Origin of the sequence: Immundisolibacter sp., assembly GCF_041625615.1 — a bacterium.
Classification (GTDB): Bacteria; Pseudomonadota; Gammaproteobacteria; order Immundisolibacterales; family Immundisolibacteraceae; genus Immundisolibacter.
Genome location: NZ_JBFJTF010000024.1, coordinates 1 through 22,776 on the forward strand (window position 1 = coordinate 1; position 22,776 = coordinate 22,776).

Genomic DNA, 22,776 nt, shown 5'->3' on the forward strand with positions numbered 1-22,776 from the left:
CCTCGTACATCCGCCGCATGCCGTCCTGGATGATCACCGCCAGCTCGTAGATGAAGGCGGGGTCGTAGGCGATGCAGTTGGGGATGGTGGCCGCCAGCAGGTGGCTGTGGCCGTCCTGGTGCTGCAGGCCCTCGCCGGCCAGCGTGGTGCGTCCGGCGGTGCCCCCGATCAGGAAGCCGCGCGTGCGCATGTCGGCGGCGGCCCAGGCGAAATCGCCGATGCGCTGGAAGCCGAACATCGAATAGAAGATGTAGAAGGGGATCATCGACACGCCGTGCGTGGCGTACGAGGTGCCGGCCGCGATCCACGAGCAGAACGCGCCGGCTTCGTTGATACCTTCCTCGAGGATCTGTCCCTGCGCGTCCTCGCGGTAGAACATGAAGTGCCCGGCGTCCTCGGGCTCGTACAGCTGCCCTTCGGGGGCATAGATGCCCAGCTGGCGGAACAGGCCTTCCATGCCGAAGGTGCGCGCCTCGTCCGGCACGATGGGCACCAGGTGGCGGCCGACGTTCTTGTCCTTGGTCAGCTGCGTGAGGATGCGCACGAAGGCCATGGTGGTGGAGATGTCGCGGTCGCCACTGCCTTCCAGGCTCTTGGCGAAGGCATCCAGGCCCGGCACGGTCAGGCGCGGGGCGTGGGCGCGGCGCGCCGGCAGATAGCCGCCGAGGGCCTCGCGCCGGGACCGCAGGTACTGCATTTCGGGGCTGTCTTCGGCCGGCTTGTAGTAGGGGATCTCGGCCAGCTTGTCGTCGGGCACCGGGATGCGGAAGCGGTCGCGGAAGGCGCGCACCTGCTCGTCCGTCATCTTTTTCTGCTGGTGGGTGATGTTCTGGCCCTCGCCGGCGGTGCCCATGCCGTAGCCCTTGACGGTCTTGAACAGGATGACCGTCGGCTGGCCGCGGTGACGCACGGCGGCGTCGAAGGCGGCGAAGATCTTCAGCGGGTCGTTGCCACCGCGACGCAGGCGGTAGATGTCGTCGTCCGACAGGTGCTCGACCAGGCGCAGCAGTTCCGGGTACTTGCCGAAAAAGCGCTCGCGCGTGTACTCGCCGCCGCGTGCCTTGTAGGCCTGGTACTCACCGTCGACGGCCTCCTCCATGCGCTGGCGCAGCAGGCCGCTGCGGTCGCGCTCGAGCAGGTCGTCCCACTCGGTGCCCCAGACCACCTTGATGACGTTCCAGCCGTTGCCGCGGAACTCGCCTTCGAGTTCCTGGATGATCTTGCCGTTGCCGCGTACCGGGCCGTCCAGGCGCTGCAGGTTGCAGTTGACGATGAAGATCAGGTTGTCGAGCTTCTCGCGTCCGGCCACCGCCAGCGCGCCGCGTGACTCGGGCTCGTCCATCTCGCCGTCGCCGAGGAAGGCGTAGACCTTGCGATCGTTCATGGGCGCCAGGCCGCGACGATCCAGGTAGGCCATGAAACGGGCCTGGTAGATGGCCATCATCGGCGCCAGCCCCATGGACACCGTGGGCAGGTTCCAGAACTCCGGCATCAGCCACGGGTGCGGGTAGGACGACAGGCCGCCGCCGTCGGCCAGTTCCTGGCGGAAGTGGTCCAGGTCACGCTCGCTCAGGCGGCCTTCCAGGAAGGCGCGGGCGTACATGCCCGGTGAGGTATGGCCCTGGAAGAACACCAGGTCGCCGTCGGCGCCGTCGGTCGAGGCGCGGAAGAAGTGGTTGAAGCCGACTTCGTAGATGGTGGCCAGCGAGGCGTAGCTGGCTATGTGGCCGCCCAGCTCGGTCGATTCGCGGTTTGCCCGGGTCACCATGGCCATGGCATTCCAGCGCAGCGCGGCGCGAATGCGGCCTTCGATCTGCTGGTCGCCCGGGTACGGCGGCTGCTGGCTGGCCGGTATGGTGTTCAGGTAGGCGGTGTGCAGGCCCTGGGGCAGGTCGAGGCCCAGGCGGCGGGCTTCGTCGAACAGGGTTTCGAGGATGAAGCGGGCGCGCGCCTCGCCTTCCACGGCAGTCAGCGAGCGCAGGGCGTCGAGCCAGTCACGCGTTTCGAACGGGTCTACGTCGTGCGCGACTCGGCCGGCCGCGCCGGACAGGCCGCTGTCCGGTTTATTCATTGCAGGATCTCCGCAGGATGGTTGAGCAACCGGAGCGGGTTCGGCGGCCTGTGTCTGCCGCCACCCGCAAGCCGGCCGGGGGGTGACCCCGACTGGCGGCAAGTTTAGCAGCGCCTCCGGCTGCTCCGGCGTGCCCCGGCTGGCGGGATAATGGGGAGACTCACTGCCACGATGCCCGGACCATGGATACGCTGACACTGACGCGCCCCGACGACTGCCACCTGCACCTGCGTGACGGGCCGGCGCTGGCGGCCGTGCTGGGCGACAGCGCCCGGCGGTTTGCGCGGGCGGTGGTGATGCCGAATCTGCGCCCACCGCTGACAACGGTGGCGGCGGCGCAGGCTTACCGGGAACGCATCCTGGCAGCGCTGCCGGCGGGCTCCGACTTCGAGCCGCTGATGACGCTGTACCTGACCGAGGCCACGCCGGCGCGGGAACTGGAGGCGGCCAAGGCCGCCGGCATGGTTGGCGTCAAGCTCTATCCGGCCGGTGCGACCACGCATTCGGACGCCGGGGTGCGGCGGGTGGAGGCGATCTACCCCCAGCTGGAGACGATGCAGGCCATCGACCTGCCGCTGCTGGTGCACGGCGAGGTCACCGACCCGGCGGTCGACGTGTTCGACCGCGAGGCGGTGTTCATCGAACGCCATCTGGCGCCACTGGTGGCGCGGTTCCCGGGCCTGCGTGTGGTGCTCGAGCACATCACCACGCGCGAGGGGGTCGCGTTCGTGCGCGCCGCACGGCCCGGGGTGGCGGCCACCATCACCCCGCAGCACCTGTCGATGAACCGCGGCGCGTTGTTCGAGGGCGGCCTGCGCCCGCATCACTACTGTCTGCCGGTACTGAAACGTGAGGAGCACCGCGCGGCGGTGCTGGCGGCAGCGCTCTCGGGCGATCCGAAGTTCTTCCTGGGCACCGACAGCGCCCCGCACCCGCGCGGCGACAAGCACAGCGCCTGCGGCTGCGCCGGTATCTACAGCGCGCATGCGGGTATCGAGCTGTATGCGGAGGCGTTCGAGCAGGCCGGTGCGCTGGACCGGCTCGAGGCGTTCGCCAGCCATCACGGTGCCGACTTCTATCGCCTGCCGCGCAACACCGGTACGCTGACCCTGCGTCGGGCACCGCAGGCGGTGCCGGAAAGCCTGCCGTTCGGCGACGACCGGCTGGTGCCGCTGCGCGCCGGCGGACAACTCGCCTGGCGGCTTGTCGAGTGATCGTGATTCGTTATCGATGAATGGGGAGACCAAGCATGTTCGAGAGCCTTCGAGAACGCTGTGAACCTGCAGTGCGGGAGCGCCTGCAGCCGTTGGTCGACCGTTTGGCGGCGCGCCAGGTAACGCCCAATCAGGTGACGGTGGCGTCCCTCGGTGTCTGCCTGCTGGCGGCGCTGTGCATTGCCGGTGGCGGTTTGCGCCTGGGGGCGCTGGTGTTGTTGCTGGCCGCCGTCGGTGACGTGATCGACGGCATGCTGGCGCGCCAGACCGGGCAGGCGACGCCATTCGGTGCGTTCTTCGACTCCACGCTGGACCGCATCGGCGAGGGTGCCATCCTGGCGGCCCTGGCCTATCAGTTCGCCGTCACTGGCCGACCGACCGTGGTGGCGTTGACGGTGCTGGCGCTGCTGGGATCGCTGCTGGTCAGCTATACACGAGCCCGTGCCGAGGCGCTGGGCCTAGAGTGCAAGGTCGGCCTGATGAGCCGCGCCGAACGGGTGGCCTTGCTGGTCGTGGGTCTGCTGATCGGGCTGCCGGGTGTGGCCGTGCTGGTGCTGGCGGCGTTGTCGTTCTACACGGTCGGCGAGCGTGTCCTGCATGTGCGTCGGACGCTGGCCGACAGCGCGTGAGCCTCGCTCCGGCCGCATTGCCAATGCCGGCGGGCTGCGCCTACCATTCGGTGTAAGACTGCATACACATATATTCGAGGAGGCTGACCCATGGGTACCCTGGAACGTTTGTCGGTGAATCCGGCCCCGCGCCGTTATTCCGAGGACGACGTGAGGCGTGCCGCACGCAACATGCTTGTGGGCGGGTGCGGCATGAAGGCCGGCGACGAGGTGCTGATCCTGAACGAGAACGGCATCACGGAAGCGGCGGTGTCGGACGTCATCGAGGACGAGGCGCGCAAGCTCGGTGGGCGCGTCCACGTGATGTGGACCGACACGGTCAAGGGGCCGGAGGACATGCCGCCGTCGGTGGTGAAGGCCTTCGAGTCGCCGGATGTGACGGTGTTCAACCACATGATCGCCGGCGTGCTGCGGATGGTTCCGTTCAACGGTCGCGGCATGAAGATGCTGAATTTCCTGCAGACCTGGGATCAGCTCGGGTCGCCGTTCGGGCAGGTGCCGTACACCGTCTGGTTGGAGGTGCTCAAGAACCTGGGGCCACGCCTGGGACAGGCCAGACAGTGGCGTATCACGTGTCCGCTGGGCAGTGATTTCAGCGGGACCATCGCGCCGCCCGGGCAGTCGCCGAAGCCGGCCAAGGCCGATGCGCCGAAGGCGGAAGACGCCAAGGCGACCGGGGACGGTTTCACCCTGCGCACCTTCCCGCTGGGAGTGTGTCAGGTGTTCGACAGCATGCAGGCCAGTGGACGTCTGGCGGTGCGCTGGCTGACGCCGTCGGGTATCCATGTGTTCGAGCCCAACGGCATTGCGCTGCCCAGCCCGGTCATGATCGAGATCGAGAACGGCCGCATCACCGGTTTCGACGGCGATGCCGAGGCGGTGTCGCAGTTGCGCGCCTACATGGAAAAGTGTGGCGGCGAGATGGGCAAGGAGCCCTACCTGGTCAACTCCTGGCACGCCGGCATCAATCCTCGCTGCGGCGTCACCGCGGGTCCGGATCAGGGGCTCGACCAGTGGATGTACATGGTGCACGCCAATCCGCGGATCGTGCATTTCCACACCATCGGCGCCGTGCAGCCGGGCGAGATGTCGATTCCGGTGGTCGATCCGACCATTGAGTTCGATGGCGAGAAGCTGTGGGACAAGGGGCGCTTCGTGTTCCTGGACCAGCCCGCGCTGCGCGAGAAAGTGCGCGCTCACGGTGATCCGGATTTCGCCTTCGAGCACGAACTCGAGATTGGCGTCTGAGACGCCCCGTTACCGCACCAACTTTTTCAAGGAAGCTAGACCGCATGTCCCGCACCATCTGGTACACCCGCTGTCCGGTGCCCACCGCCTCGGGCGTCGCCTACCAGCTCAAGCTGTTCGACAGCGAGTTTGCCGGCACCGATTGCGCGGTGCGCAACATCAAGGAACTGGGTCGCGAGCAGGCGAATACCCACTTCGCCCACACGCTGGCGGACTCCTTTCGCGAGGGAGGCGGGTCACCGCCGGTGTGGGCGCGCTCGCGTGGTGCGGACACCTCGCTGCTGGGTATCAGCTTCGTCGAGGAAACACTGGGACTGTTCGTGCGTGCGGATGATGCCATCGACTCGGTGCGTGATCTGGCCGGCAAGCGGCTGGCGCTGCCCGTGTGGCCCGATCTGATCATGAACTTTTTCCGCTTCGCCGCGCAGAAGGCCTTTGTGTCGGCGCTGGAGCTCCACGGCTTGGGTGAAGGGGACGCACAGTTTGTGGATGTGGTGGAGACCGGCGACCACCATGACCTGATCAACCCCGGCTTCGCAGACGCCCAGACCCGGCAGCAGCCGTCGTATTACCACTGTCAGCTGCGCGCGCTGCTCGACGGCAAGGTGGACGCGTTCTTCGCCAAGGGCGGCGAGATCGCGGCCATGCAGCGTGAGTCCGGCGGCGGCATTCGCATGCTGTACAACCTGATCGAGGCCAAGCCGCTGTGGGCCAAGGTCAACAACGCCACGCCGCGGTTGCTGACGGTCAGCAACTCGTTGGTGCGCGAGCGCCCGGACGCGGTCGTGCGCTATGCGCGCATCCTGCTGAAGGCCGCCACCTGGGCGGCGCAACCGCAGAACACGGCGGAGGCCACTGCCGCCATGGCGCGCGAGACCGGCGTCACGCCGGCCGATATCGACACCTACTACACCGCCGATATTCACCAGAAACTGAAGCCGGAACTGAGTGTGCGGCTGATCGAGACGCTGGAGGTCATGAAAAGCTTCCTGCACTCGCATGGCTTCATCGAGCAGAACTTTTCGACCCGGGACTGGTTGGCCACCGACCTGCTGCGCGAGGCGTACGCGGCCGAGGGCATCCCCTGGGTCGATTGATCACCTCATTTCCTCCACAGCACGATCAGGGAGCCAGCATGACCAGTCCGCTCGACCCCAAGGCCCTGCGCCAGGTGTTCGGCCAGTTTTGCACCGGGGTCACCGCGGTGTGTGCCAGTGATGCCGACGGTCGGCGTTACGGCATCACCGTCAACTCGTTCAGTTCCCTGTCGCTGGATCCGCCGCTGGCGCTGTTCGCGCTGGTGCGCGAGTCCGAGACGCTGAAAGTCATTCAGGCCGCGGGCACTTTCAGCGTCAACATCCTGGCGCAGTCGCAGCAGGACGTCTCGAACGGTCTGGCCAAGAAGGGCGGTCCGGAGAAGATGGACGCGGTGCGGACCCGCACGGGCGTCACCGGCGCGCCCATCATCGAGGGCACCATCGGCTATCTGGACTGCACGTTGTACGCCGAGTACGACGGTGGCGATCACGTCATCGTGGTTGGCGAGATCAAGCAGGCGGCGGTGGGTGAGGCGCTGCCGCCGCTGCTGTATTTCCGCAGCGGCTACCAGACGTTGCCGGCCTGAGCCGGCACGCCGGAGGCGGCGATGGGGGCGGCAAGCGTGTCCGAAACCATCGACGTCGCCGGGTCGCCCGACAGGACGTGGGCGCTGGTCGGCGATTTCGCCGGTCTGGTCAGCTGGTTCCCGGCGGTGGCCAGAAGTGAGGTCGAGGGTACGGGTGTCGGCGCGTTGCGTCATCTGACGTTGCCCGACGGCGCTTCGCTGACCGAGCGCCAGGAATTTCGTGACGAAAAGGCGCGCTGCTACGAGTACACTGCCATCGCCGGCGTCCTGCCGTGCGAGGACTACCGGTCACGCATAGCAGTGACGCCGTCGAGCAGCGGTTCTCGCATCACCTGGACGGCCACGTTCACCACGTCGGCGGGTGCGCCGGTCGATGCAGAGGCCTTTATCCGCGAGGTGTACCGTGAGGGGTTGGCCTCGGCCAAGGCGAAGCTGGAAGGTGGCGGCACGCCAGGAGCCGTTGCGTAGTCGGTCTCAGACCGGACGCACATCGCGGGCTACAATCGCCGGCAGGCCTCGTGCGCTTGCGCTCGAATGCGACGCAATCCCTTCCCACCTCGCCGAACTGCGCCGATGATCATTCCCGTCATTCTGTCTGGTGGTGCCGGTACGCGGCTTTGGCCCCTGTCGCGCGAGTTGTACCCGAAGCAGTTCCTGCCGCTGGTGGCCGAGCGCAGCCTGTTGCAGGAGACGGCGTTGCGGCTGCGTGGGCTGCCCCAGGCGCAGGCCCCGCTGGTGGTGTGCAACGAGGAACACCGTTTCCTGGTCGCCGAGCAGTTGCGTCAGGTGGATGCGGGCGGCGGCCACATTCTGCTCGAGCCGGCGGCCCGCAACACCGCGCCCGCGGTGGCGCTGGCCGCGTTGCACGCCCAGCGCCAGGGTAACGGTGATGCCCTGCTGCTGGTGCTGCCGTCGGATCATGTGATCGCTGACCCGGCGGCCTTGCAGCAGGCCGTACTGGCGGGCGAGCCGTCGGCGCGCGACGGTGCGTTAGTGACGTTTGGTGTCGTTCCCACGCGTGCCGAGACCGGCTACGGGTATATCCACGTCGGAGATCCGCTGACGCCCGGCGGCCCGGCGAAGCAGGTACGGGCGTTCGTGGAAAAACCGGATGCCACGCGTGCCGCGGGATATCTCGCCAGCGGCGAGTACTTGTGGAATGGCGGCATGTTTCTGTTCACCGCGGGCGCCTACCTGACGGAACTCGAGCGCCACGCACCGGCTATTTTGGCTGCCTGTCGCGCGGCCTGTGATGACCTGCAAGCGGATCTCGACTTCGTGCGCGTGGCGCGCGAGCCGTTCCTGACGGCGCCGACCGATTCGGTCGACTATGCCGTCATGGAGCACACCGATCGGGCCGTCGTTGTGCCGCTGGATGCGGGCTGGAGCGACGTAGGCTCCTGGGATGCCTTGCTCGATGTGCAGGCGGCCGATGCGGGCGGCAATGTGATTCGTGGCGATGTGCTGGCCGAGGACGTCAGTGGCAGCCTCATTCACAGCGAGTCGCGGCTGGTCGCGGCACTGGGTGTGCGTGACCATGTGATTGTGGAAACCGCCGACGCGGTGCTGGTTGCCGACCGTGCACGCGCGCAGGACGTCAAGCGCCTGGTGGAACGCCTGAAGGCGCAGCGACGGGACGAGTCGATGGTGCATCGCCAGGTGCTGCGGCCGTGGGGATCCTATGAAGGGCTGGTCCGTAGTGAGCGGTTCCAGGTCAAGCGGATCGTGGTGCGTCCGGGCGCCAGCCTGTCCTTGCAGATGCATCATCACCGCGCCGAGCATTGGGTCGTGGTCAAGGGGACCGCGCGGGTGACCTGCGCCGACCAGGTGCGGATGCTGTCCGAGGACCAGTCCACCTACATCCCCATCGGTTCGGTGCACCGGTTGGAGAATCCCGGTCGCATCGACCTGGAGATCATCGAGGTGCAGTCCGGCAGCTACCTGGGCGAGGACGACATCGTGCGGCTCGAGGACCACTACGGTCGAAGCGGGGCCTGATGGCGCGATCTGCTCCGGTGTGCCGGGTTCTGCACCTGTGTCCTGACCCGTATTACCTGACAGAGCTGTACGGGCTGTATCGGGAGGCTCTGGATCAGCCGCCGTTCGAGAGCACGCTGATGTTTCTGCGCGGCGCGCCCGATCCTGCCCTGGCGGCTGCAGCAGGGCCGCGTACGCACTTTCTGAATCTGCCACGCGAGGCGCTCGAGGGCTTGCGCCTGCCCGCGTTGTGGCGTGTGTGGCGGGCGTGTGCGGGGCAGCGTTTTGACCTGATTGTGGCGCATCGCTACAAGGCTCTCACCCTCGCGCTGGCGCTGCGGCGGCTGCACGCGGCGCGTCACGTGTTCGGTGTGGTGCACGAAATCGGCCAGTTCGAAGGGCGCCGGCGCGGCGTGATCAAGCGTGCCCATGCCACGCCGTTGACGCTGCTCGGTGTTTCCGACGCAGTGCGCGCGGACCTGGTGGCCCGTTTCCCCCGCCTGCCAGCATCGCAGGTGCAAAGCTTGCCCAACGCCGTCAGCGATCATTCGCTGCTTAGCCCGGCGCGGGCGCGTGCGGTGCTGCGGCTGGCGCCACACAGGTTCTGGTTCGGTTCGGTGGGGCGGCTGGTGCCGGTCAAGGGCCATGACGTGTTGTTGCGCGCATTCGCGCCGCTTGCCAGGCAGCACCCCGGTGTCGGCCTGGCGCTGGTCGGCAGCGGGCGTGAGGAGGCGGCGCTGCGGGAGCTCAGCCACAGCCTGAAGATTGCCGAGCAGGTGGCGTTTTGTGGCTGGCGTGCCGACGTGCGGGCACTGTTGAGTGCCTTCGAGGTGTGCGTGTTTCCGTCGCGTGAAGAGGGCTTTGGGCTGGCGATCGCCGAGGCCATGGCGGCGGCACGTCCGATAATCGCATCCGACACGGGGGGCGTGCCGGCGGTGCTGGGCGGCCAGGGTGTGCTGGTGCCGCCGGCGGATGAAGCCGCCCTGACGGCGGCGCTCGAGCGTCTGTATCGGTCGGCGGAAGCGCGCGCGCGGGTGGCGGCGGCGCTGCGTGCGCGTTGGGCGTCGCAATTTTCGCCGCCGCGCTTTTTTGCCCATCTGCAAACACTGGCGCGCGGTGCCATCGGAGATGTTCAGTGACCGAGGCGACGCGCTGGGCCCGTTGGCGTCGGCACGGACCGGAGCGGCTGACGCCCGCTCTGGCGGTAGTGCTCGCGTGTTTCTTCCTTGTGCCCAGCGGCAAGGGGCTGAACAACAGCTATTACGCGCTGGTGTTGGCTCCGGCGCTGTTGATGGTGCGCTTTCGGGACTGGTCGTGGCTGGCCGGCCAGCGTTTGGGGATGGCGGTCGTGGCCCTGTTGGGGTACCTCACCGTCAGTGGCTGGTGGAGCGTGGGCGTGAGTGCCGGCGAATGGTGGCACGAGGCCAAGGCGTTGCCTTACCTGCTGGTCTATCTGGCGACGCTGGCCTGCGTCGTCGCTCGACGGCCCGACAGCTGGGAGCGGGCGTTGCGGTTTGTGATGCTCGCCGCCGCGGCCGGCACGCTCATTTCGATCGCGCTGTTCTATCAGGGTCAGCCTTGGAGCGCGCGGCTGCGCTATCACGGGCCGGTATACAACCCCAACGAGGCCGCGATGATGTTGGGTGTGTGCCTGCTGGTGGTGGTGTTTCACGTGTTGCCTGCGGCCCGCCAGCGCGTGATGTGGGTGGGGGTGGCGTTGATTCTGTTCGGGGGCGTGGTGTTGACCGGCAGTCGCATGCCGCTGGCGGCCGTGCTGGCCAGTGCCGGCCTCGGCGGGGTTCTGCTCGGCCGCTGGCGGCTGCTGGCCGGCGTTACGGCGGCAACGCTGGCGGTCGTGACGCTCCTGCTGGTGAGCGGACACGGTGTCGAGCGGCTGTTGCAGCGCGGCGATTCGTATCGGCTGGCCGTGTGGCAGTCGGTCGCGGAGCGCATTGCGCAGCGGCCGTGGTCGGGCGAGGGGGCGCTGACCGACGACAGCGTGCAGGTGCCTGCCCGTGCGCCGCGCCGGGGCATGTACCTGGTCGAGCATCCACACAACATCTACCTGTCCACCACCTTGTACGGTGGCGTGCCGGCGCTGGCGCTGCTGATATGCGTGCTGTTGTTCGCCGCCCAGACGGCATGGGGTCTGGCCGCCGGGGGGCGGCCGGCCTGGCTGCTGGCGCTGACCTTCAGCGCCCTGTGCATGATGACCGACGGGGCGCGGCTGCTGAACTCGCCGCAAGGCATCTGGTTCTATTTCTGGCTGCCGGTGGGGGTCCTGCTGGGGTATCGCCTGCGGCCGGCTATCGGCGGCGCGAGCGATGCGGCCCCGGGTGCTTGGCCGGCGTCGGTCGATCGCTCAGAATAGCGCGCCCGTTCTTGCGTCTGCGCAGCGCAGACCGGGGACGAATCGGGTGAAACTGAACGCTGGCGGGATGGCGGCGACGCAGACGCCGTCACACTGCAAGTTGCCATAACGACATGACCATTCAGTGACGAGGCCCAGATGCGAGAAAAAATCAGGATCGCGATCGTAGGTGTCGGCAATTGCGCCAGTTCGCTGGTGCAGGGTGTTCAGTACTACCGCAGCCGGGATCCTGAGCAGGCCATCGGCCTGATGCACTGGGACATCGGTGGTTATGCACCGGGCGACATCGAGGTGGTGGCGGCGTTCGATATCGACAGTCGCAAGGTGGGTCGCGACGTGTCCGAGGCGATCTTTGCGCCGCCCAACTGCACCACTGTTTTCTGCAGCGAGGTGCCCCCCACGGGCGCCATCGTGCGCATGGGGTGTGTGCTGGACGGGTATTCGGAGCACATGGCCGAGCATCCGCCGGAGCGCACGTTCGTGCCGGCTGACGCGGCGCAGCCCAGTCAGGCCGAGGTGGTGCGGGTCCTGCGCGAATCCGGCGCCGAGATGGTGCTCAATTACCTGCCGGTCGGCTCCGAGGAGGCCACGCGCTTCTATGCCGCCTGTGCGCTTGAGGCCGGGTGTGGCTTCGTCAACAACATTCCGGTGTTCATCGCCAGTGACCCGCAGTGGGCCGCCCGTTTCGAGCAGGCCGGCCTGCCGATCATCGGTGACGACATCAAGGCGCAGCTGGGGGCCACCATCACCCACCGGGCGCTGACCGACCTGTGCCGCAAGCGTGGCGTGACCATCGATCGCACCTATCAGCTGAACACGGGCGGCAACACCGACTTTCTGAACATGCTCAACCTGAGCCGGCTGAAGTCGAAAAAGCGCTCCAAGACCGAGGCCGTGCAGTCGGTGGCGGCCAGTCGCTTCGACGACCAGAACATCCACGTTGGCCCGTCCGACTACGTGGCCTGGCAGAACGACAACAAGGTGTGTTTTCTGCGTATCGAGGGGCGCATGTTCGGCGACGTGCCGTTCAACCTGGAGCTTCGGCTGTCGGTGGAGGACTCGCCCAATTCGGCCGGGGTCGCCATCGACACCATCCGTTGCTGCAAGCTGGCGCTGGATCGTGGCGAGGGCGGCGTGCTGCACCCGCCGTCCGCGTTTTTCTGCAAGCACCCGCCGGTGCAGTACACCGATGATGATGCCTATCGCCTGACCGAGGCCTTCATCGACGGCACCTGGAAGGAGAAGCTGGCCGAGGTGGCCGCCCAGCGCGGCGCGGGCGCCGCGGCCCAGGCAACCACCGGCAGCCGCTGACCCGGGGGATGCTTCAGGCCGACGCGTCGATGATGGCGTCGGCCTCGATCTCTACCAGCAGATCCGGCTCGAACAGTGCGTTCACACCGATCAGGCTGCTGGCCGGTGGGTGTTCGGCGAACGCCTCGCAGTGGGCGCGGGCGATGGCCTCCCACTCGGTCATGTCGATGATGAACACCCGCGTGCGGATCACGTCCGCCAGGCTGCCGCCGAGTGCCGCCAGTGCCGTTTGCAGGTTCTCGATGGCCTGGCGCGTTTGCGGGTAGGCGCCGCCCGGCACGATGCGTCCGTCGGCGGTGCGTCCGGTACTGCCGGACAATGCGACATAGGCGCCGCGGCGCACCGCCTGACAGAAGCCGAAGGCTTCCTCACCGACGCTGCCGACGGTGTAGCGGGTCACGTGCATGGCACTACTCCGGCTGCTGGCCCTCAGCGGCATGGTAGCGCCGTCGGCACAGCCGGCCCAGATGGGTCAGCAACTCGTAACCGATGGTACCGGCGGCGTCGGCCAGGGCGTCGATGTCATGTCCGGGACCGAGCAGTTCCGCCTGGTCGCCGGGGGATGGCTGATCCGCAGGCAGTGTGCCGACGTCGAGCGTCAGCAGGTCCATCGACAGCCGTCCGATCAGCGGCACACGCCGGCCGCGCAGCATGGCGTGGGCACGGTTGCCGGCGGCGCGTGGATAGCCGTCGGCATAACCGCAGGCCACCGTGGCGATCCTGCCGGGTGCCGGCGTGCGGTAGGTGGCGCCGTAACCGACACTGACGTCGCTGGCCACGCTGCGCACCTGAAGCACCGGGGCGTGCAGGCGTACGACCGGGCGCAGCGGGTTGGCGTCCGCCGGTCGCGGGTTCAGGCCGTACAGACCGGCGCCGGGGCGCACCAGGTCGAAGTGCCACTCGCTCCCCAGCAGTACGCCGGAGGAGTTGGCCAGGCTGGCGCGCGGGCGCCCCAGGGCCTGCCAGGCGGCGCGAAAGCGCGCCAGTTGCTGCGTGTTCATCGGATGTTCCGGTTCATCCGCGCAGGCGAGATGCGACAACAGCAGGGTGACGGCTCCCGGTCGGCGCCAGCGCGATGACAGGGCGTCGATGTCCCGCGTGTCGAGTCCCAACCGGGTCATGCCGGTGTCCAGTTGCAGGGCAGCGGGCGTGCCCGCCGGGAACTGCGCCTCGAACGCCGCCACCTGGGCCGGTGCATTCAGCACGGGCGTCAGGTTGGCGTCGCGCAACAGCGATTGTTCGCCCGGCAGGAAGCCGTTCAGGACGTAGATCAGTGCCCGCGGCAACAGTTGCCGCAGCGCGGTGCCCTCACCGGCCGTGGCGACGAAGAATTCCCGACAACCGGTGTCCCACAGTGTCCGGGCGACCGGTGCCAGGCCCAGGCCGTAGGCATCCGCCTTGACGCAGGCAGCGCAGGCCGCTGGCGCGGCGCGCTGCGCGAACCAGAGATAATTGGCGGCGATGGCGTCGAGGTCGACGCTCAGCGTGGCGGCCCGCGACGGCAGGTCGGCGGGAGGGCTTGGATCCATGGCGCTCAGCCGGTGGGGCAAGCGCGCATTTTGCCACTGCCAACCTCCGTTCCGGCGAGCAAGAGACACCGATGAGCATCCCGGCCAGACCCGCATTCGAGATCAACTGGCTGACGGCCGGGGACGGTGGGGCGCTGCGGTGCGGGCATTGGCGCCCGGCTGGGTGCGTGCGCGGGCGCGTGCTCGTGCTGCAGGGATTGTCGGAGTTCCTGGAGAAGTACACCGAGGTGGCGAGCGGACTGACCGCGCGCGGGTTCGAGGTGATGAGCTTCGACTGGCGCGGTCAGGGGCATTCGCCGCCGGGTGACGGCGACCCGGCGATGGTGTTCGAGCGGCACCTGGCGGACCTGGCCGAGGTGCTGGACAGTGCGTGGCTTGGCGGGCCGCCCCTGTTGCTGGCTCACTCCATGGGCGCCCACCTGGCGCTGCGCCACCTGCAGCGCCGGCCGCGAGCAGTCGCTCGGGCGGTCTTGTGCGCGCCGATGATCGGGATCCGTACCGGTGGCACGCCGGTTCGGCTGGCGCGGGCACTGGCGCGGCTGATGATCGGTCTGGGACTGGGCCAGCGCTGGTTGCCGGGGCGGCGGCATTACACGCCGTTGCGCATCCCGTTCACCGTCAATCCATTCACCTCGGACCGCGCCAGTTACGAGCGCCTGCGCCGGCGCATCGAAGCCGACCCGCAACTCGCCTTTGGCCGGGTCGACTGGTACTGGCTGGCGGCCGCGTTCAGGTCGGTGGATCGGCTGCACGCGCCGGGCGTGGCGGCGTCCATCACCACCCCACTGACGCTGCTGCTGGCCGGCCACGACCAAGTCGTGGACAGTCGTGCGGCGCAGGCCTTCGCGTCCGGCCTGGCGCAGGCCGAGGTGCGGTGGATAGACGGTGGCCGGCACGAGCTGTTGCAGGAGGCGCCGGCCATTCAGGCGCAGGTGTGGGCGGCGATCGATCGAGCCTTTCTGGGTCAGGCGGCCTGAGCGGCGCCGTCGCGCGGGAACAGCGCCCGCCAGGCGGCCACCGCCCAGGCGATCCACACCACGTGGATGACCACGGTGAGGATGCCCATCCAGGCCACCTCGTGGCTCCAGATGATGCTGTACAGGTCCCACAGGCCGTCGACCACCTCGGTCACGATGACCACCGGAATCACCGCGGCATAGCGGTGCGGGTCGCGGGCCCCCCACAGTGCCACCAGGCCGATGGCGCCCAGCTGGATGCCGACGATGATCCAGGCGTCCTGCAGCAGCTGGAAGATCGGCTCGCCCATGTGCAGGTCGACACCCGGATACATGGTGCCCAGGAAACCGGCGGTCGAGAACGGCAACGTGCCGAGAAAATTGAACACGGCATAGAAGATGCCGATGCCGATGAAGAAGGCGCGGGCGGTTTTCATGACACTGCTCCCTGTGTGATTCCCGAGGGGCCGCCAGATGGCGGCGTCCGCCCGGCGAGTATGGCAAACGCCACTGCCGGCCACCATCCGTCGGCGCCCCCCTTGCAACCGGGCGCGGCCGTCCCCATTGAGAGGCGATCGGCGTCCGCCGTCCGTCACAGCCAGCATCGAACGAGGCACACCATGTCACAGGCCGAAACGCTCAGCTTTGCCACCGAAACGCGGCAACTGCTGAAACTGATGATTCATTCCCTGTACAGCAATCGCGAGATCTTTTTGCGGGAGCTGGTCTCGAACGCTTCGGACGCGCTCGACAAGCTGCGTTTCGAGGGCTATCGCGAGCCCGCCCTGCTGGAGGGCGGCGGCGAGCTGCGCATCGAGGTGGAGTGTGATCCGCAGGCGCACACCGTGACGGTGCGCGACAACGGCATCGGCATGAGCCGGGAAGAGGTGATCGCCAACATCGGCACCATCGCGCGCTCCGGCACGGCCGAGTTCCTGCAGTCGCTGCAGGGTGACCAGACGCAGGATGCACGCCTGATCGGCCAGTTCGGGGTGGGTTTCTACTCGGCCTTCATCGTCGCCGACCGGGTGACGCTCACCACCCGCCGCGCCAGTGAGCCGCAGGCGCAGGGCGTGCGCTGGCAGTCGGCCGGCGAGGGCGACTACACGCTCGAGACCGTCAGCGCGCCGCGCGGCACCGAAATCGTGCTGCACCTGCGCGAGGACGCACACGAGTTTGCCGACCCCTGGCGCCTGAAATCGATCATCCGCACCTACTCCGATCACATCACCTTCCCGGTGCGGATGCCGGGCGAGCCGGCGTCGGGCGACGACGCGGCGGCGGACGCCGACAGCCCGCCCGCCTGGGAGACGGTGAATCAGGCCACCGCGCTGTGGGCCCGGCCGCGCAGCGAAATCGGCCAGGACGAATACGACGCCTTCTACAAGCAGCTCAGCTACGACATCGAGCCGCCGCTGGCGCAGCTGCACAGCCGCATCGAAGGCACCCACGAGTACACGGCGCTGCTGTTCGTGCCGGCGCGCGAGCCGTTCGACCTGTGGGACCGCGAGCGCCGCCATGGCGTGCGGTTGTATGTGAAGCGGGTGTTCATCATGGATGACGCAGCGCACCTGCTGCCGGCCTACCTGCGCTTCGTGCGCGGGGTGATCGACGCCGACGACCTGCCGCTGAACGTGTCGCGCGAGATCCTGCAGGGCAGCAAGGTGGTGGACAGCATCCGTGCCGGCAGCACGCGGCGCGTGCTGGGTCTGCTCGAGGACATGGCGCGCGAGGACACGGAAAAGTACAACCGCTTCTGGGGGCTGTTCGGCCGGGTGCTCAAGGAGGGCGTGGTCGAGGATCACGGCAACCGCGAGCGCATCGCCGGCCTGCTGCGGTTCGCCAGCACGCGCGAGGCCTCGTCGACGGTGTCACTGGCCGACTACGTGGCACGCATGAAGGACGGCCAGCAGGCGATCTACTACCTGACCGCCGACTCGGTGGCGGCGGCTGCCGCCTCGCCGCACCTGGAGGGCCTGCGGGCACGCGGGGTCGAGGTGCTGTTGCTCGGGGATCGCATCGATGAATGGCTGGTCAACAGCCTGCCGAATTTCGACGGCAAACCCCTGCAGTCCGCGGCCGATGGCGATCTCGACCTGGAGGCGCTCGGCCCGGCCGACAGCGCGCCGACGCCGGTGGCCGATGCCGACTGGGCGCCTACTGTCAGCGCACTGCAGGCGGCGCTCGCCGGCACGGTCGAGTCGGTGCGCCTGTCCGAGCGCCTGACCGAGTCGCCGGCGTGTCTGGTGGCGGGCAAGGAAGCGATGTCCGGCACCCTCGAGCGGTTGCTGAAGTCCGCTGGCCAGGATGTGCCGGAAAACAAGCGGGTACTTGAAATCAACCCGAGACACCCGCTGCTGGCGCGGGTCAAGGGCAGCGAGCAGATCGACGACTGGGCGCAGCTTCTGTACGACCAGGCCCTGCTTGCAGAGGGTGGGCAGCTGGAGCAGCCGGCGCAGTTCGTGCAGCGCCTGAACCGCCTGCTGCTGGGCGCCTGAGCGCCGGTGTTCGGAGGGATGGTGCTGGCGGCAGGAGTCGAACCCGCGGCCTGCTGATTACAAATCAGCTGCTCTACCGACTGAGCTACGCCAGCTTGGCTGGGCATTTTACACAGCGCCGGCCGGTCATACAGGCAGCCTGACGGGCAAAGAAAAAGGGCGGGAAGACCCAAGGTCTTCCCGCCCTTTGCGTGTCGCAGGACGTGCGTGCTTACAGGTTGTAGCCGCGCTCGTCGTGCAGGGCCAGGTCCAGGCCCTCGGTCTCCTGCTCGGCAGTGACGCGCAGGCCGATCACCAGGTCGAGCACCTTCAGGATCACGTAGCTGACCACGCCGCTGAAGACCACGCTGACCAGCACGCCCTTGAACTGGATCCACAGCTGTGCAGCTATGTTGAGGCCTTCCTGCGAGCCGCCCAGGCTGGAGGCCGCGAACACGCCGGTCAGCAGGGCACCGATGATGCCGCCGATGCCGTGCACGCCGAACACGTCCAGCGAGTCGTCATAACCGAAGGCGCGCTTCATCTTGGTGGCGGCCAGGAAGCACAGCACACCGGCCACGGCGCCGATCACCAGCGCACCCATCGGGCCGACGAAGCCGGACGCCGGGGTGATGGCGACCAGGCCGGCAACCGCCCCGGAGGCGATGCCCAGCACGCTGGGCTTGCCGTGGCTGATCCACTCGATGAACATCCAGCCCAGCGCCGCGGCGGCGGTGGCGATCTGCGTCACGGCCATGGCCATGCCGGCGGTGCCGTCGGCGGCGACCGCGCTGCCGGCGTTGAAGCCGAACCAGCCGACCCACAGCATGGATGCACCAATCAGGGTGTAGCCGAGGTTATGCGGTGGCATGGCAGTGGTCGGATAGCCCTTGCGGGGCCCCATCACGATGCAGGCCACCAGCGCGGCGACACCGGCGTTGATGTGCACCACGGTGCCACCGGCGAAATCCAGCACGCCCCAGTCCCACATCAGGCCGCCGTCACCGCCCCACACCATGTGTGCGGTGGGCGCATAGACGATGGTGAACCACAGCGCCATGAACCACAGCATGGCCGAGAACTTCATGCGCTCGGCGAAGGCGCCGACGATCAGCGCCGGTGTGATGATGGCAAACGTCATCTGGAAGGTCATGAAGACCGTTTCCGGAATCGTGCCGGTCATGCTGTCCACGGTGACGCCACTCAGGAACGCCAGGCCGAGTCCGCCGACGAAGCTGCTGAAGTTGGTGACGCCGGCTTCCATGCCGGTGGTGTCGAACGCCAGGCTGTAGCCGTAGATCGCCCACAGCACGGACATCAGCGCGGCCATGGCAAAGCACTGCATCAGCACCGACAGGACGTTCTTGCTGCGTACCAGGCCGCCATAGAACAGCGCCAGGCCGGGGATGGTCATGAACAGCACCAGCGCGGTGGCTGTCAGCATCCATGCCGTATCGCCGGAGTTCAGGGTGTCCTCGGCCAGTGCCAGGCCGGGCATGAACAGACCGGCCGTTGCCGCGGCAAGGCCATGTCGCTTCAGGGTTTTCATCGATTTGCTCCCTCGCCTAAATGAAATTTTTCATGAGTGTCGCCGTGCGGCGTCACAGCGCATCGGCGCCGGTTTCACCGGTGCGGATGCGGATGACCTGGCCGAGGTCGTAGACGAAGATTTTTCCGTCGCCGATCTTGCCGGTATTGGCGGAGGTGCTGATGGCCTCGATGACGCGATCCACGTCCGCCTCGTCCACCGCCACCTCGATCTTCACCTTGGGCAGGAAATCCACCACGTACTCGGCGCCGCGATACAACTCGGTGTGGCCCTTCTGTCGGCCGAAACCCTTCACCTCGGTGACGGTGATGCCTTGCACCCCGACGCCCGACAGCGCCTCGCGCACATCGTCCAGCTTGAACGGCTTGATAACCGCGCAGACCATCTTCATTGCAGTACTCCTCAGCAATACGACACACGGGCCAGCCTTGAAATCGAGGCCCGGCCCGGTACCGCGACATAAACCACCAGCGGTTCGCGCCCCGCGGGAGCGGGTGCGTGCAGTGGGCTTAACCGGCGTGTACCAGTAGCGCACATAAAGCACGGCGCATGCCAAAGTTGCCGCAGGGCATTGGGGTATAGTCGCTGGCGGGCCGCGCGGGATCGCGCAGGTTCACATAGCACCGTATTAGTGCATTCGAATTCCTGGCATGCCCCAGTGTGGGGCGCCAGCGTGAACTTGATAACGGGTATCGCCGGGAGGCCGCGCCATGACCGATTCCCCGTCCTCGCCTCTGCACTGGTTGCACGGCATCGCCAGCGAGCTGGACGGCCTGCGCAGCCTTGCCACGGAGAACCTGAGTCAACGTCTGGGCCTGCCCAGTCGTGAGCAGTTCGAGGTGCAGCGGGCCCTGCTGGAAGACGCGCGGACGCGACTGGATCGGTTGCAGGGGCAGGTCGACGCGCTGGCCGCACGGTTGGCCCAGCAACAGGCTCCCTGAAAGCCGGCGCCGTCGCGTGTCGCTGGCAGTTCTGCACAGTCGCGCCCAGTCCGGCATCGACGCGCCACGGGTCACCATCGAGGCGCACCTGACCGGCGGCCTGCCGGCGCTGTCGCTGGTCGGGCTGCCGGAGACTGCCGTGCGCGAGGCGCGCGACCGCGTGCGCAGCGCGCTGCTGACGAGCGGGTTCGAGTTTCCGGCCCGTCGCGTCACCATCAACCTGGCGCCGGCCGATCTGCCGAAGGAGGGTGGGCGCTTCGATCTGGGCATTGCCCTGGCCATTCTGGCCGCTTCCGGCCAGTTGCCGCTGGAGTCTCTGGCCGGCTACGAATTCATCGGCGAGCTTGGCCTGGGCGGCGAACTGCGGCCGGTACGCGGCGTGCTGCCGGTGGCGTTGCAGGCGCAACAGGTTGGTGCGCAGTTGATCCTGCCGCAGGACAACGCCGCCGAGGCGGCGCTGGCGCCTGATCTGCCTGTCTACGGCGCAGCCCATTTGCTGGACGTGTGCGCGCATCTGACCGGCAGTGCGCGATTGCCGAGGGCCAGCCGGCGAGCCGCGCAGGGCGCGGACGACGGGCCCGATCTGGCCGACGTGCGTGGCCAGCCGGCCGCCCGTCGGGCGTTGGAGATCGCGGCGGCCGGCGGTCACAGCCTGCTGATGATCGGCCCGCCGGGTGCCGGCAAGACCATGTTGGCCAATCGGCTGCCCGGCATCCTGCCACCGCTGAGCGAGCAGGAGGCGCTGGAGGCGGCTGCCGTGCAGTCGGTCAGCGTCGGGGGGTTCGAGGTGACGCAGTGGCGCCAGCGGCCGGTGCGTGCACCGCACCACACCGCCTCGGCCGCCGCGCTGGCCGGTGGCGGCACCAACCCGCGGCCGGGCGAGATATCGCTCGCCCATCACGGCGTGCTGTTCCTGGACGAGCTGCCCGAGTTCGACCGACAGGTGCTCGAGGTGTTGCGCGAGCCGCTGGAATCGGGGCACATCAGCATCGCGCGGGCGGCATTCAAGGCGCGGTTTCCGGCTCGTTTCCAGTTGGTGGCGGCCATGAATCCGTGTCCTTGCGGGTACCTGGGCGATGCGGCCGGTCGTTGCCGTTGCACGCCCGAGCAGGTGCGCCGCTATCGCGGCCGCCTGTCCGGGCCCTTGCTTGACCGTATCGACCTGCACCTGGAGCTGCCGCCGGTGGATCACGCCGTGCTGCTGTCGCAGGAAAGCGGGGCCGCCGAACCGTCGGCGCGCGTGCGGGAGCGGGTGCAGGCGGCGCAGGCGGTGCAAATGGCGCGCTGCGGCACCCTGAACGCCCGCCTCGATGCGGCGGCCTTGCGCCGGTATTGCCGCCTGGATGATGACCAGCGGCAGTTCCTGGCCCGCGCCATCGCCAGCCTGGGATTGTCTGCCAGGGCCACGCACAGGGTGCTGCGCATCGCCCGTACCTGCGCCGACCTGGCGGGCAGCGAGTCCCTGCAGCAGGCCCACCTGGCGCAGGCACTGCAGTACCGGTTGCTCGATCGCCGCCACCACGGCGGTTGTTGACTTGCGTCCGGCACGCACTAGAATGCGGACAGACCCCTTGTTTCCCGTTGCCGGCCCGGTGCAAAGCCGCCGCCGTGCCCATTCCTGAACGCCCAGGTCATCGATTCCCTATGAGCGAACACGTCAAGCACGTAACCGACGACTCCTTCGAACAGGATGTCCTGCAAGCGTCAGAACCGGTTCTTGTGGACTACTGGGCCGAGTGGTGCGGGCCGTGCAAGATGATCGCGCCGGTGTTGGACGAAGTGGGCAAGGAATACGCCGGACGCCTGACGGTGGCCAAGCTGAACGTGGACGAGAACCCCAAGACGCCGCCGCGCTACGGTATTCGCGGTATCCCGACGTTGATGCTGTTCAAGGGTGGCAACGTCGAGGCGACCAAGGTCGGGGCACTGTCGAAGTCCCAGTTGGCGGCCTGGCTGGACAGCAACCTCTGATCCGGGCAACGCCGGCTCGTGACCTCGTGGTGGCGTGATGGACGGAGTCGGAGTGAAGCGACGGGCGTCATGGTGAGCTGTTCGCTCGCTGGGTGCCGCCTGTCGCAGTTAACGAAATAGCACGTTTCCTGAAAAGTTTCCTTTCCCGGCCCGTCTCCCGGGCCGTTCCCTGAACGGTGCCGTTCCGGCCCATCGCGGCGCTCGCCGCCCATTCCGCACAAAACCCTATGAACCTGACCGCGCTTAAATCCACGCCGGTGGCCGAACTGGTGGCCATGGCCCAGGAAGCCCGCCTGGAAGGTGCTGCCCGGCAGCGCAAGGAAGAGATCATCTTTGCCCTGCTCAAGGCGCACGCCCGCAAGGGGGAGGACATCTTCGGCGAGGGTGTGCTGGAACTGCTGCCGGACGGCTACGGTTTCCTGCGCTCGAACACCAACTCGTACCTGGCGAGCCTGGACGACATCTACGTCTCGCCCAGTCAGATCCGCCGCTTCGGGCTGCGTACCGGCGACACCATCTCCGGCAAGATCCGCCCGCCCAAGGACGGCGAGCGGTATTTCGCGCTGCTGAAGATCGACCAGCTGAACTTCGAGCCGCTGGAGGCCGCGCGCAACAAGATCCTGTTCGAGAACCTGACGCCGCTGTTCGCCGACGAGCGGTTCACGCTCGAACGCGGCAACGGCACCACCGAGGACATCACGCCGCGCATCATCGACATGGTGGCGCCGATCGGCAAGGGCCAGCGCGGCCTGATCGTGTCGCCGCCGAAGGCCGGCAAGACCATGATGCTGCAGTCGATCGCCCATTCGATCACGGCCAACCACCCGGACATCTACCTGATGGTGCTGCTCATCGACGAGCGCCCGGAGGAAGTCACCGACATGCGGCGCACGGTGCGCGGCGAGGTC

22 protein-coding genes and 1 tRNA gene are annotated in these 22,776 nt (G+C 67.7%); 16 read left to right on the forward strand and 7 right to left on the reverse strand.

Features of this window, described 5'->3' with window-relative positions; genetic code table 11:
* Positions 1–2,071 (reverse strand): pyruvate dehydrogenase (acetyl-transferring), homodimeric type (gene aceE / locus ABYX71_RS03205; RefSeq protein WP_372694858.1); only part of this gene is annotated, 2,071 nt, incomplete at its 3' end.
* Between the two features lie 182 nt (positions 2,072–2,253).
* On the opposite strand from aceE, the gene pyrC reads away from it, so the two are divergent.
* The 10 genes from pyrC (at position 2,254) to ABYX71_RS03255 (ending at position 12,445) form a co-directional block, all read left to right on the forward strand.
* Positions 2,254–3,285 carry a dihydroorotase gene (gene pyrC, locus ABYX71_RS03210; RefSeq protein WP_372694860.1) on the forward strand — a complete coding sequence of 344 codons (1,032 nt, stop codon included), beginning with the start codon at positions 2,254–2,256 and terminating at the stop codon, positions 3,283–3,285.
* 35 nt (positions 3,286–3,320) lie between these two features.
* A complete protein-coding gene (locus tag ABYX71_RS03215) occupies positions 3,321–3,914 on the forward strand; it encodes a CDP-alcohol phosphatidyltransferase family protein (RefSeq protein ID WP_372694862.1) in 594 nt (197 codons plus the stop codon).
* Between the two features lie 90 nt (positions 3,915–4,004).
* On the forward strand, positions 4,005–5,162 hold the full coding sequence (locus ABYX71_RS03220; RefSeq protein ID WP_372694864.1) for a hypothetical protein: 1,158 nt from the start codon (positions 4,005–4,007) through the stop codon (positions 5,160–5,162).
* Between the two features lie 44 nt (positions 5,163–5,206).
* Positions 5,207–6,259, forward strand: coding sequence for an ABC transporter substrate-binding protein (locus tag ABYX71_RS03225; RefSeq protein ID WP_372694866.1), 1,053 nt, complete (start codon positions 5,207–5,209; stop codon positions 6,257–6,259).
* 38 nt (positions 6,260–6,297) lie between these two features.
* Complete coding sequence (locus ABYX71_RS03230; protein WP_372694868.1) at positions 6,298–6,786, forward strand: flavin reductase family protein; 489 nt, start codon at positions 6,298–6,300, stop codon at positions 6,784–6,786.
* A 36-nt stretch (positions 6,787–6,822) separates the two neighbouring features.
* A complete protein-coding gene (locus tag ABYX71_RS03235; RefSeq protein WP_372694870.1) occupies positions 6,823–7,254 on the forward strand; it encodes an SRPBCC family protein in 432 nt (143 codons plus the stop codon).
* 105 nt (positions 7,255–7,359) lie between these two features.
* A complete protein-coding gene (locus ABYX71_RS03240) occupies positions 7,360–8,784 on the forward strand; it encodes a mannose-1-phosphate guanylyltransferase/mannose-6-phosphate isomerase (RefSeq protein WP_372694872.1) in 1,425 nt (474 codons plus the stop codon).
* The gene (locus ABYX71_RS03245; RefSeq protein WP_372694874.1) at positions 8,784–9,902 is read left to right on the forward strand and encodes a glycosyltransferase; all 1,119 of its coding nucleotides are present in this window, start codon (positions 8,784–8,786) and stop codon (positions 9,900–9,902) included. Before ABYX71_RS03240 ends, ABYX71_RS03245 begins: the two co-directional genes overlap by 1 nt.
* A complete protein-coding gene (locus ABYX71_RS03250; protein WP_372694876.1) occupies positions 9,899–11,134 on the forward strand; it encodes an O-antigen ligase family protein in 1,236 nt (411 codons plus the stop codon). Before ABYX71_RS03245 ends, ABYX71_RS03250 begins: the two co-directional genes overlap by 4 nt.
* A 138-nt stretch (positions 11,135–11,272) precedes the next feature.
* Positions 11,273–12,445 (forward strand): inositol-3-phosphate synthase, encoded by a 1,173-nt coding sequence (locus tag ABYX71_RS03255; RefSeq protein WP_372694878.1) that lies wholly within the window; start codon positions 11,273–11,275, stop codon positions 12,443–12,445.
* 13 nt (positions 12,446–12,458) lie between these two features.
* On the opposite strand, the gene ABYX71_RS03260 is transcribed toward ABYX71_RS03255, so the two are convergent.
* Together ABYX71_RS03260 and alr are read right to left on the reverse strand one after the other, a co-directional pair.
* Positions 12,459–12,851 carry a Rid family hydrolase gene (locus tag ABYX71_RS03260; RefSeq protein ID WP_372694880.1) on the reverse strand — a complete coding sequence of 131 codons (393 nt, stop codon included), beginning with the start codon at positions 12,849–12,851 and terminating at the stop codon, positions 12,459–12,461.
* A 4-nt stretch (positions 12,852–12,855) separates the two neighbouring features.
* On the reverse strand, positions 12,856–13,974 hold the full coding sequence (alr, locus tag ABYX71_RS03265) for an alanine racemase (RefSeq protein ID WP_372694882.1): 1,119 nt from the start codon (positions 13,972–13,974) through the stop codon (positions 12,856–12,858).
* A gap of 71 nt (positions 13,975–14,045) precedes the next feature.
* On the opposite strand from alr, the gene ABYX71_RS03270 reads away from it, so the two are divergent.
* A complete protein-coding gene (locus ABYX71_RS03270; protein WP_372694884.1) occupies positions 14,046–14,951 on the forward strand; it encodes an alpha/beta fold hydrolase in 906 nt (301 codons plus the stop codon).
* Here ABYX71_RS03270 and ABYX71_RS03275 read toward each other — a convergent pair.
* Entirely contained in the window at positions 14,939–15,367 is a 429-nt protein-coding gene (locus tag ABYX71_RS03275) for a BphX family protein (RefSeq protein WP_372694886.1), read from the reverse strand. The two genes, ABYX71_RS03270 and ABYX71_RS03275, sit on opposite strands and share 13 nt — an antisense overlap.
* 183 nt (positions 15,368–15,550) lie before the next feature.
* Here ABYX71_RS03275 and htpG point away from each other — a divergent pair, with 183 nt between their 5' ends.
* The gene (gene htpG, locus ABYX71_RS03280) at positions 15,551–17,428 is read left to right on the forward strand and encodes a molecular chaperone HtpG (protein ID WP_372694888.1); all 1,878 of its coding nucleotides are present in this window, start codon (positions 15,551–15,553) and stop codon (positions 17,426–17,428) included.
* Positions 17,429–17,447: 19 nt separating this feature from the next.
* Here the strand turns inward: htpG and ABYX71_RS03285 are convergent.
* The 3 genes from ABYX71_RS03285 to glnK form a co-directional block, all read right to left on the reverse strand.
* A tRNA-Thr gene (locus ABYX71_RS03285) sits at positions 17,448–17,523 on the reverse strand.
* 116 nt (positions 17,524–17,639) lie between these two features.
* A complete protein-coding gene (locus ABYX71_RS03290; protein WP_372694890.1) occupies positions 17,640–18,956 on the reverse strand; it encodes an ammonium transporter in 1,317 nt (438 codons plus the stop codon).
* Between the two features lie 52 nt (positions 18,957–19,008).
* A complete protein-coding gene (gene glnK, locus ABYX71_RS03295; RefSeq protein ID WP_372694892.1) occupies positions 19,009–19,347 on the reverse strand; it encodes a P-II family nitrogen regulator in 339 nt (112 codons plus the stop codon).
* Positions 19,348–19,666: 319 nt separating this feature from the next.
* Between glnK and ABYX71_RS03300 the strand changes: the two genes are divergently transcribed.
* The 4 genes from ABYX71_RS03300 to rho all read left to right on the forward strand — a co-directional run.
* The gene (locus ABYX71_RS03300) at positions 19,667–19,897 is read left to right on the forward strand and encodes an accessory factor UbiK family protein (RefSeq protein WP_372694894.1); all 231 of its coding nucleotides are present in this window, start codon (positions 19,667–19,669) and stop codon (positions 19,895–19,897) included.
* Between the two features lie 16 nt (positions 19,898–19,913).
* Positions 19,914–21,431 carry a YifB family Mg chelatase-like AAA ATPase gene (locus ABYX71_RS03305; RefSeq protein WP_372694896.1) on the forward strand — a complete coding sequence of 506 codons (1,518 nt, stop codon included), beginning with the start codon at positions 19,914–19,916 and terminating at the stop codon, positions 21,429–21,431.
* 110 nt (positions 21,432–21,541) lie between these two features.
* On the forward strand, positions 21,542–21,868 hold the full coding sequence (trxA, locus tag ABYX71_RS03310) for a thioredoxin TrxA (RefSeq protein WP_372694898.1): 327 nt from the start codon (positions 21,542–21,544) through the stop codon (positions 21,866–21,868).
* 227 nt (positions 21,869–22,095) lie between these two features.
* Positions 22,096–22,776, forward strand: a 681-nt coding sequence (gene rho / locus ABYX71_RS03315) for a transcription termination factor Rho (RefSeq protein WP_372694900.1), incomplete at its 3' end; no start/stop codon positions are given.

What these genes read in the sequence shown, in the direction of transcription:
- ABYX71_RS03270 (WP_372694884.1), top strand. Translation starts at nt 14,046, where the DNA reads ATGAGCATCCCGGCCAGACCCGCATTCGAGATCAACTGGCTGACGGCC.
- ABYX71_RS03215 (WP_372694862.1), top strand. Translation starts at nt 3,321, where the DNA reads ATGTTCGAGAGCCTTCGAGAACGCTGTGAACCTGCAGTGCGGGAGCGC.
- ABYX71_RS03220 (WP_372694864.1), top strand. Translation starts at nt 4,005, where the DNA reads ATGGGTACCCTGGAACGTTTGTCGGTGAATCCGGCCCCGCGCCGTTAT.
- ABYX71_RS03245 (WP_372694874.1), top strand. Translation starts at nt 8,784, where the DNA reads ATGGCGCGATCTGCTCCGGTGTGCCGGGTTCTGCACCTGTGTCCTGAC.
- ABYX71_RS03260 (WP_372694880.1), bottom strand. Translation starts at nt 12,851, where the DNA reads ATGCACGTGACCCGCTACACCGTCGGCAGCGTCGGTGAGGAAGCCTTC.
- pyrC (WP_372694860.1), top strand. Translation starts at nt 2,254, where the DNA reads ATGGATACGCTGACACTGACGCGCCCCGACGACTGCCACCTGCACCTG.
- glnK (WP_372694892.1), bottom strand. Translation starts at nt 19,347, where the DNA reads ATGAAGATGGTCTGCGCGGTTATCAAGCCGTTCAAGCTGGACGATGTG.
- htpG (WP_372694888.1), top strand. Translation starts at nt 15,551, where the DNA reads ATGTCACAGGCCGAAACGCTCAGCTTTGCCACCGAAACGCGGCAACTG.
- ABYX71_RS03225 (WP_372694866.1), top strand. Translation starts at nt 5,207, where the DNA reads ATGTCCCGCACCATCTGGTACACCCGCTGTCCGGTGCCCACCGCCTCG.
- ABYX71_RS03230 (WP_372694868.1), top strand. Translation starts at nt 6,298, where the DNA reads ATGACCAGTCCGCTCGACCCCAAGGCCCTGCGCCAGGTGTTCGGCCAG.
- alr (WP_372694882.1), bottom strand. Translation starts at nt 13,974, where the DNA reads ATGGATCCAAGCCCTCCCGCCGACCTGCCGTCGCGGGCCGCCACGCTG.
- trxA (WP_372694898.1), top strand. Translation starts at nt 21,542, where the DNA reads ATGAGCGAACACGTCAAGCACGTAACCGACGACTCCTTCGAACAGGAT.
- ABYX71_RS03290 (WP_372694890.1), bottom strand. Translation starts at nt 18,956, where the DNA reads ATGAAAACCCTGAAGCGACATGGCCTTGCCGCGGCAACGGCCGGTCTG.
- ABYX71_RS03240 (WP_372694872.1), top strand. Translation starts at nt 7,360, where the DNA reads ATGATCATTCCCGTCATTCTGTCTGGTGGTGCCGGTACGCGGCTTTGG.
- ABYX71_RS03255 (WP_372694878.1), top strand. Translation starts at nt 11,273, where the DNA reads ATGCGAGAAAAAATCAGGATCGCGATCGTAGGTGTCGGCAATTGCGCC.
- ABYX71_RS03275 (WP_372694886.1), bottom strand. Translation starts at nt 15,367, where the DNA reads ATGAAAACCGCCCGCGCCTTCTTCATCGGCATCGGCATCTTCTATGCC.
- ABYX71_RS03300 (WP_372694894.1), top strand. Translation starts at nt 19,667, where the DNA reads ATGACCGATTCCCCGTCCTCGCCTCTGCACTGGTTGCACGGCATCGCC.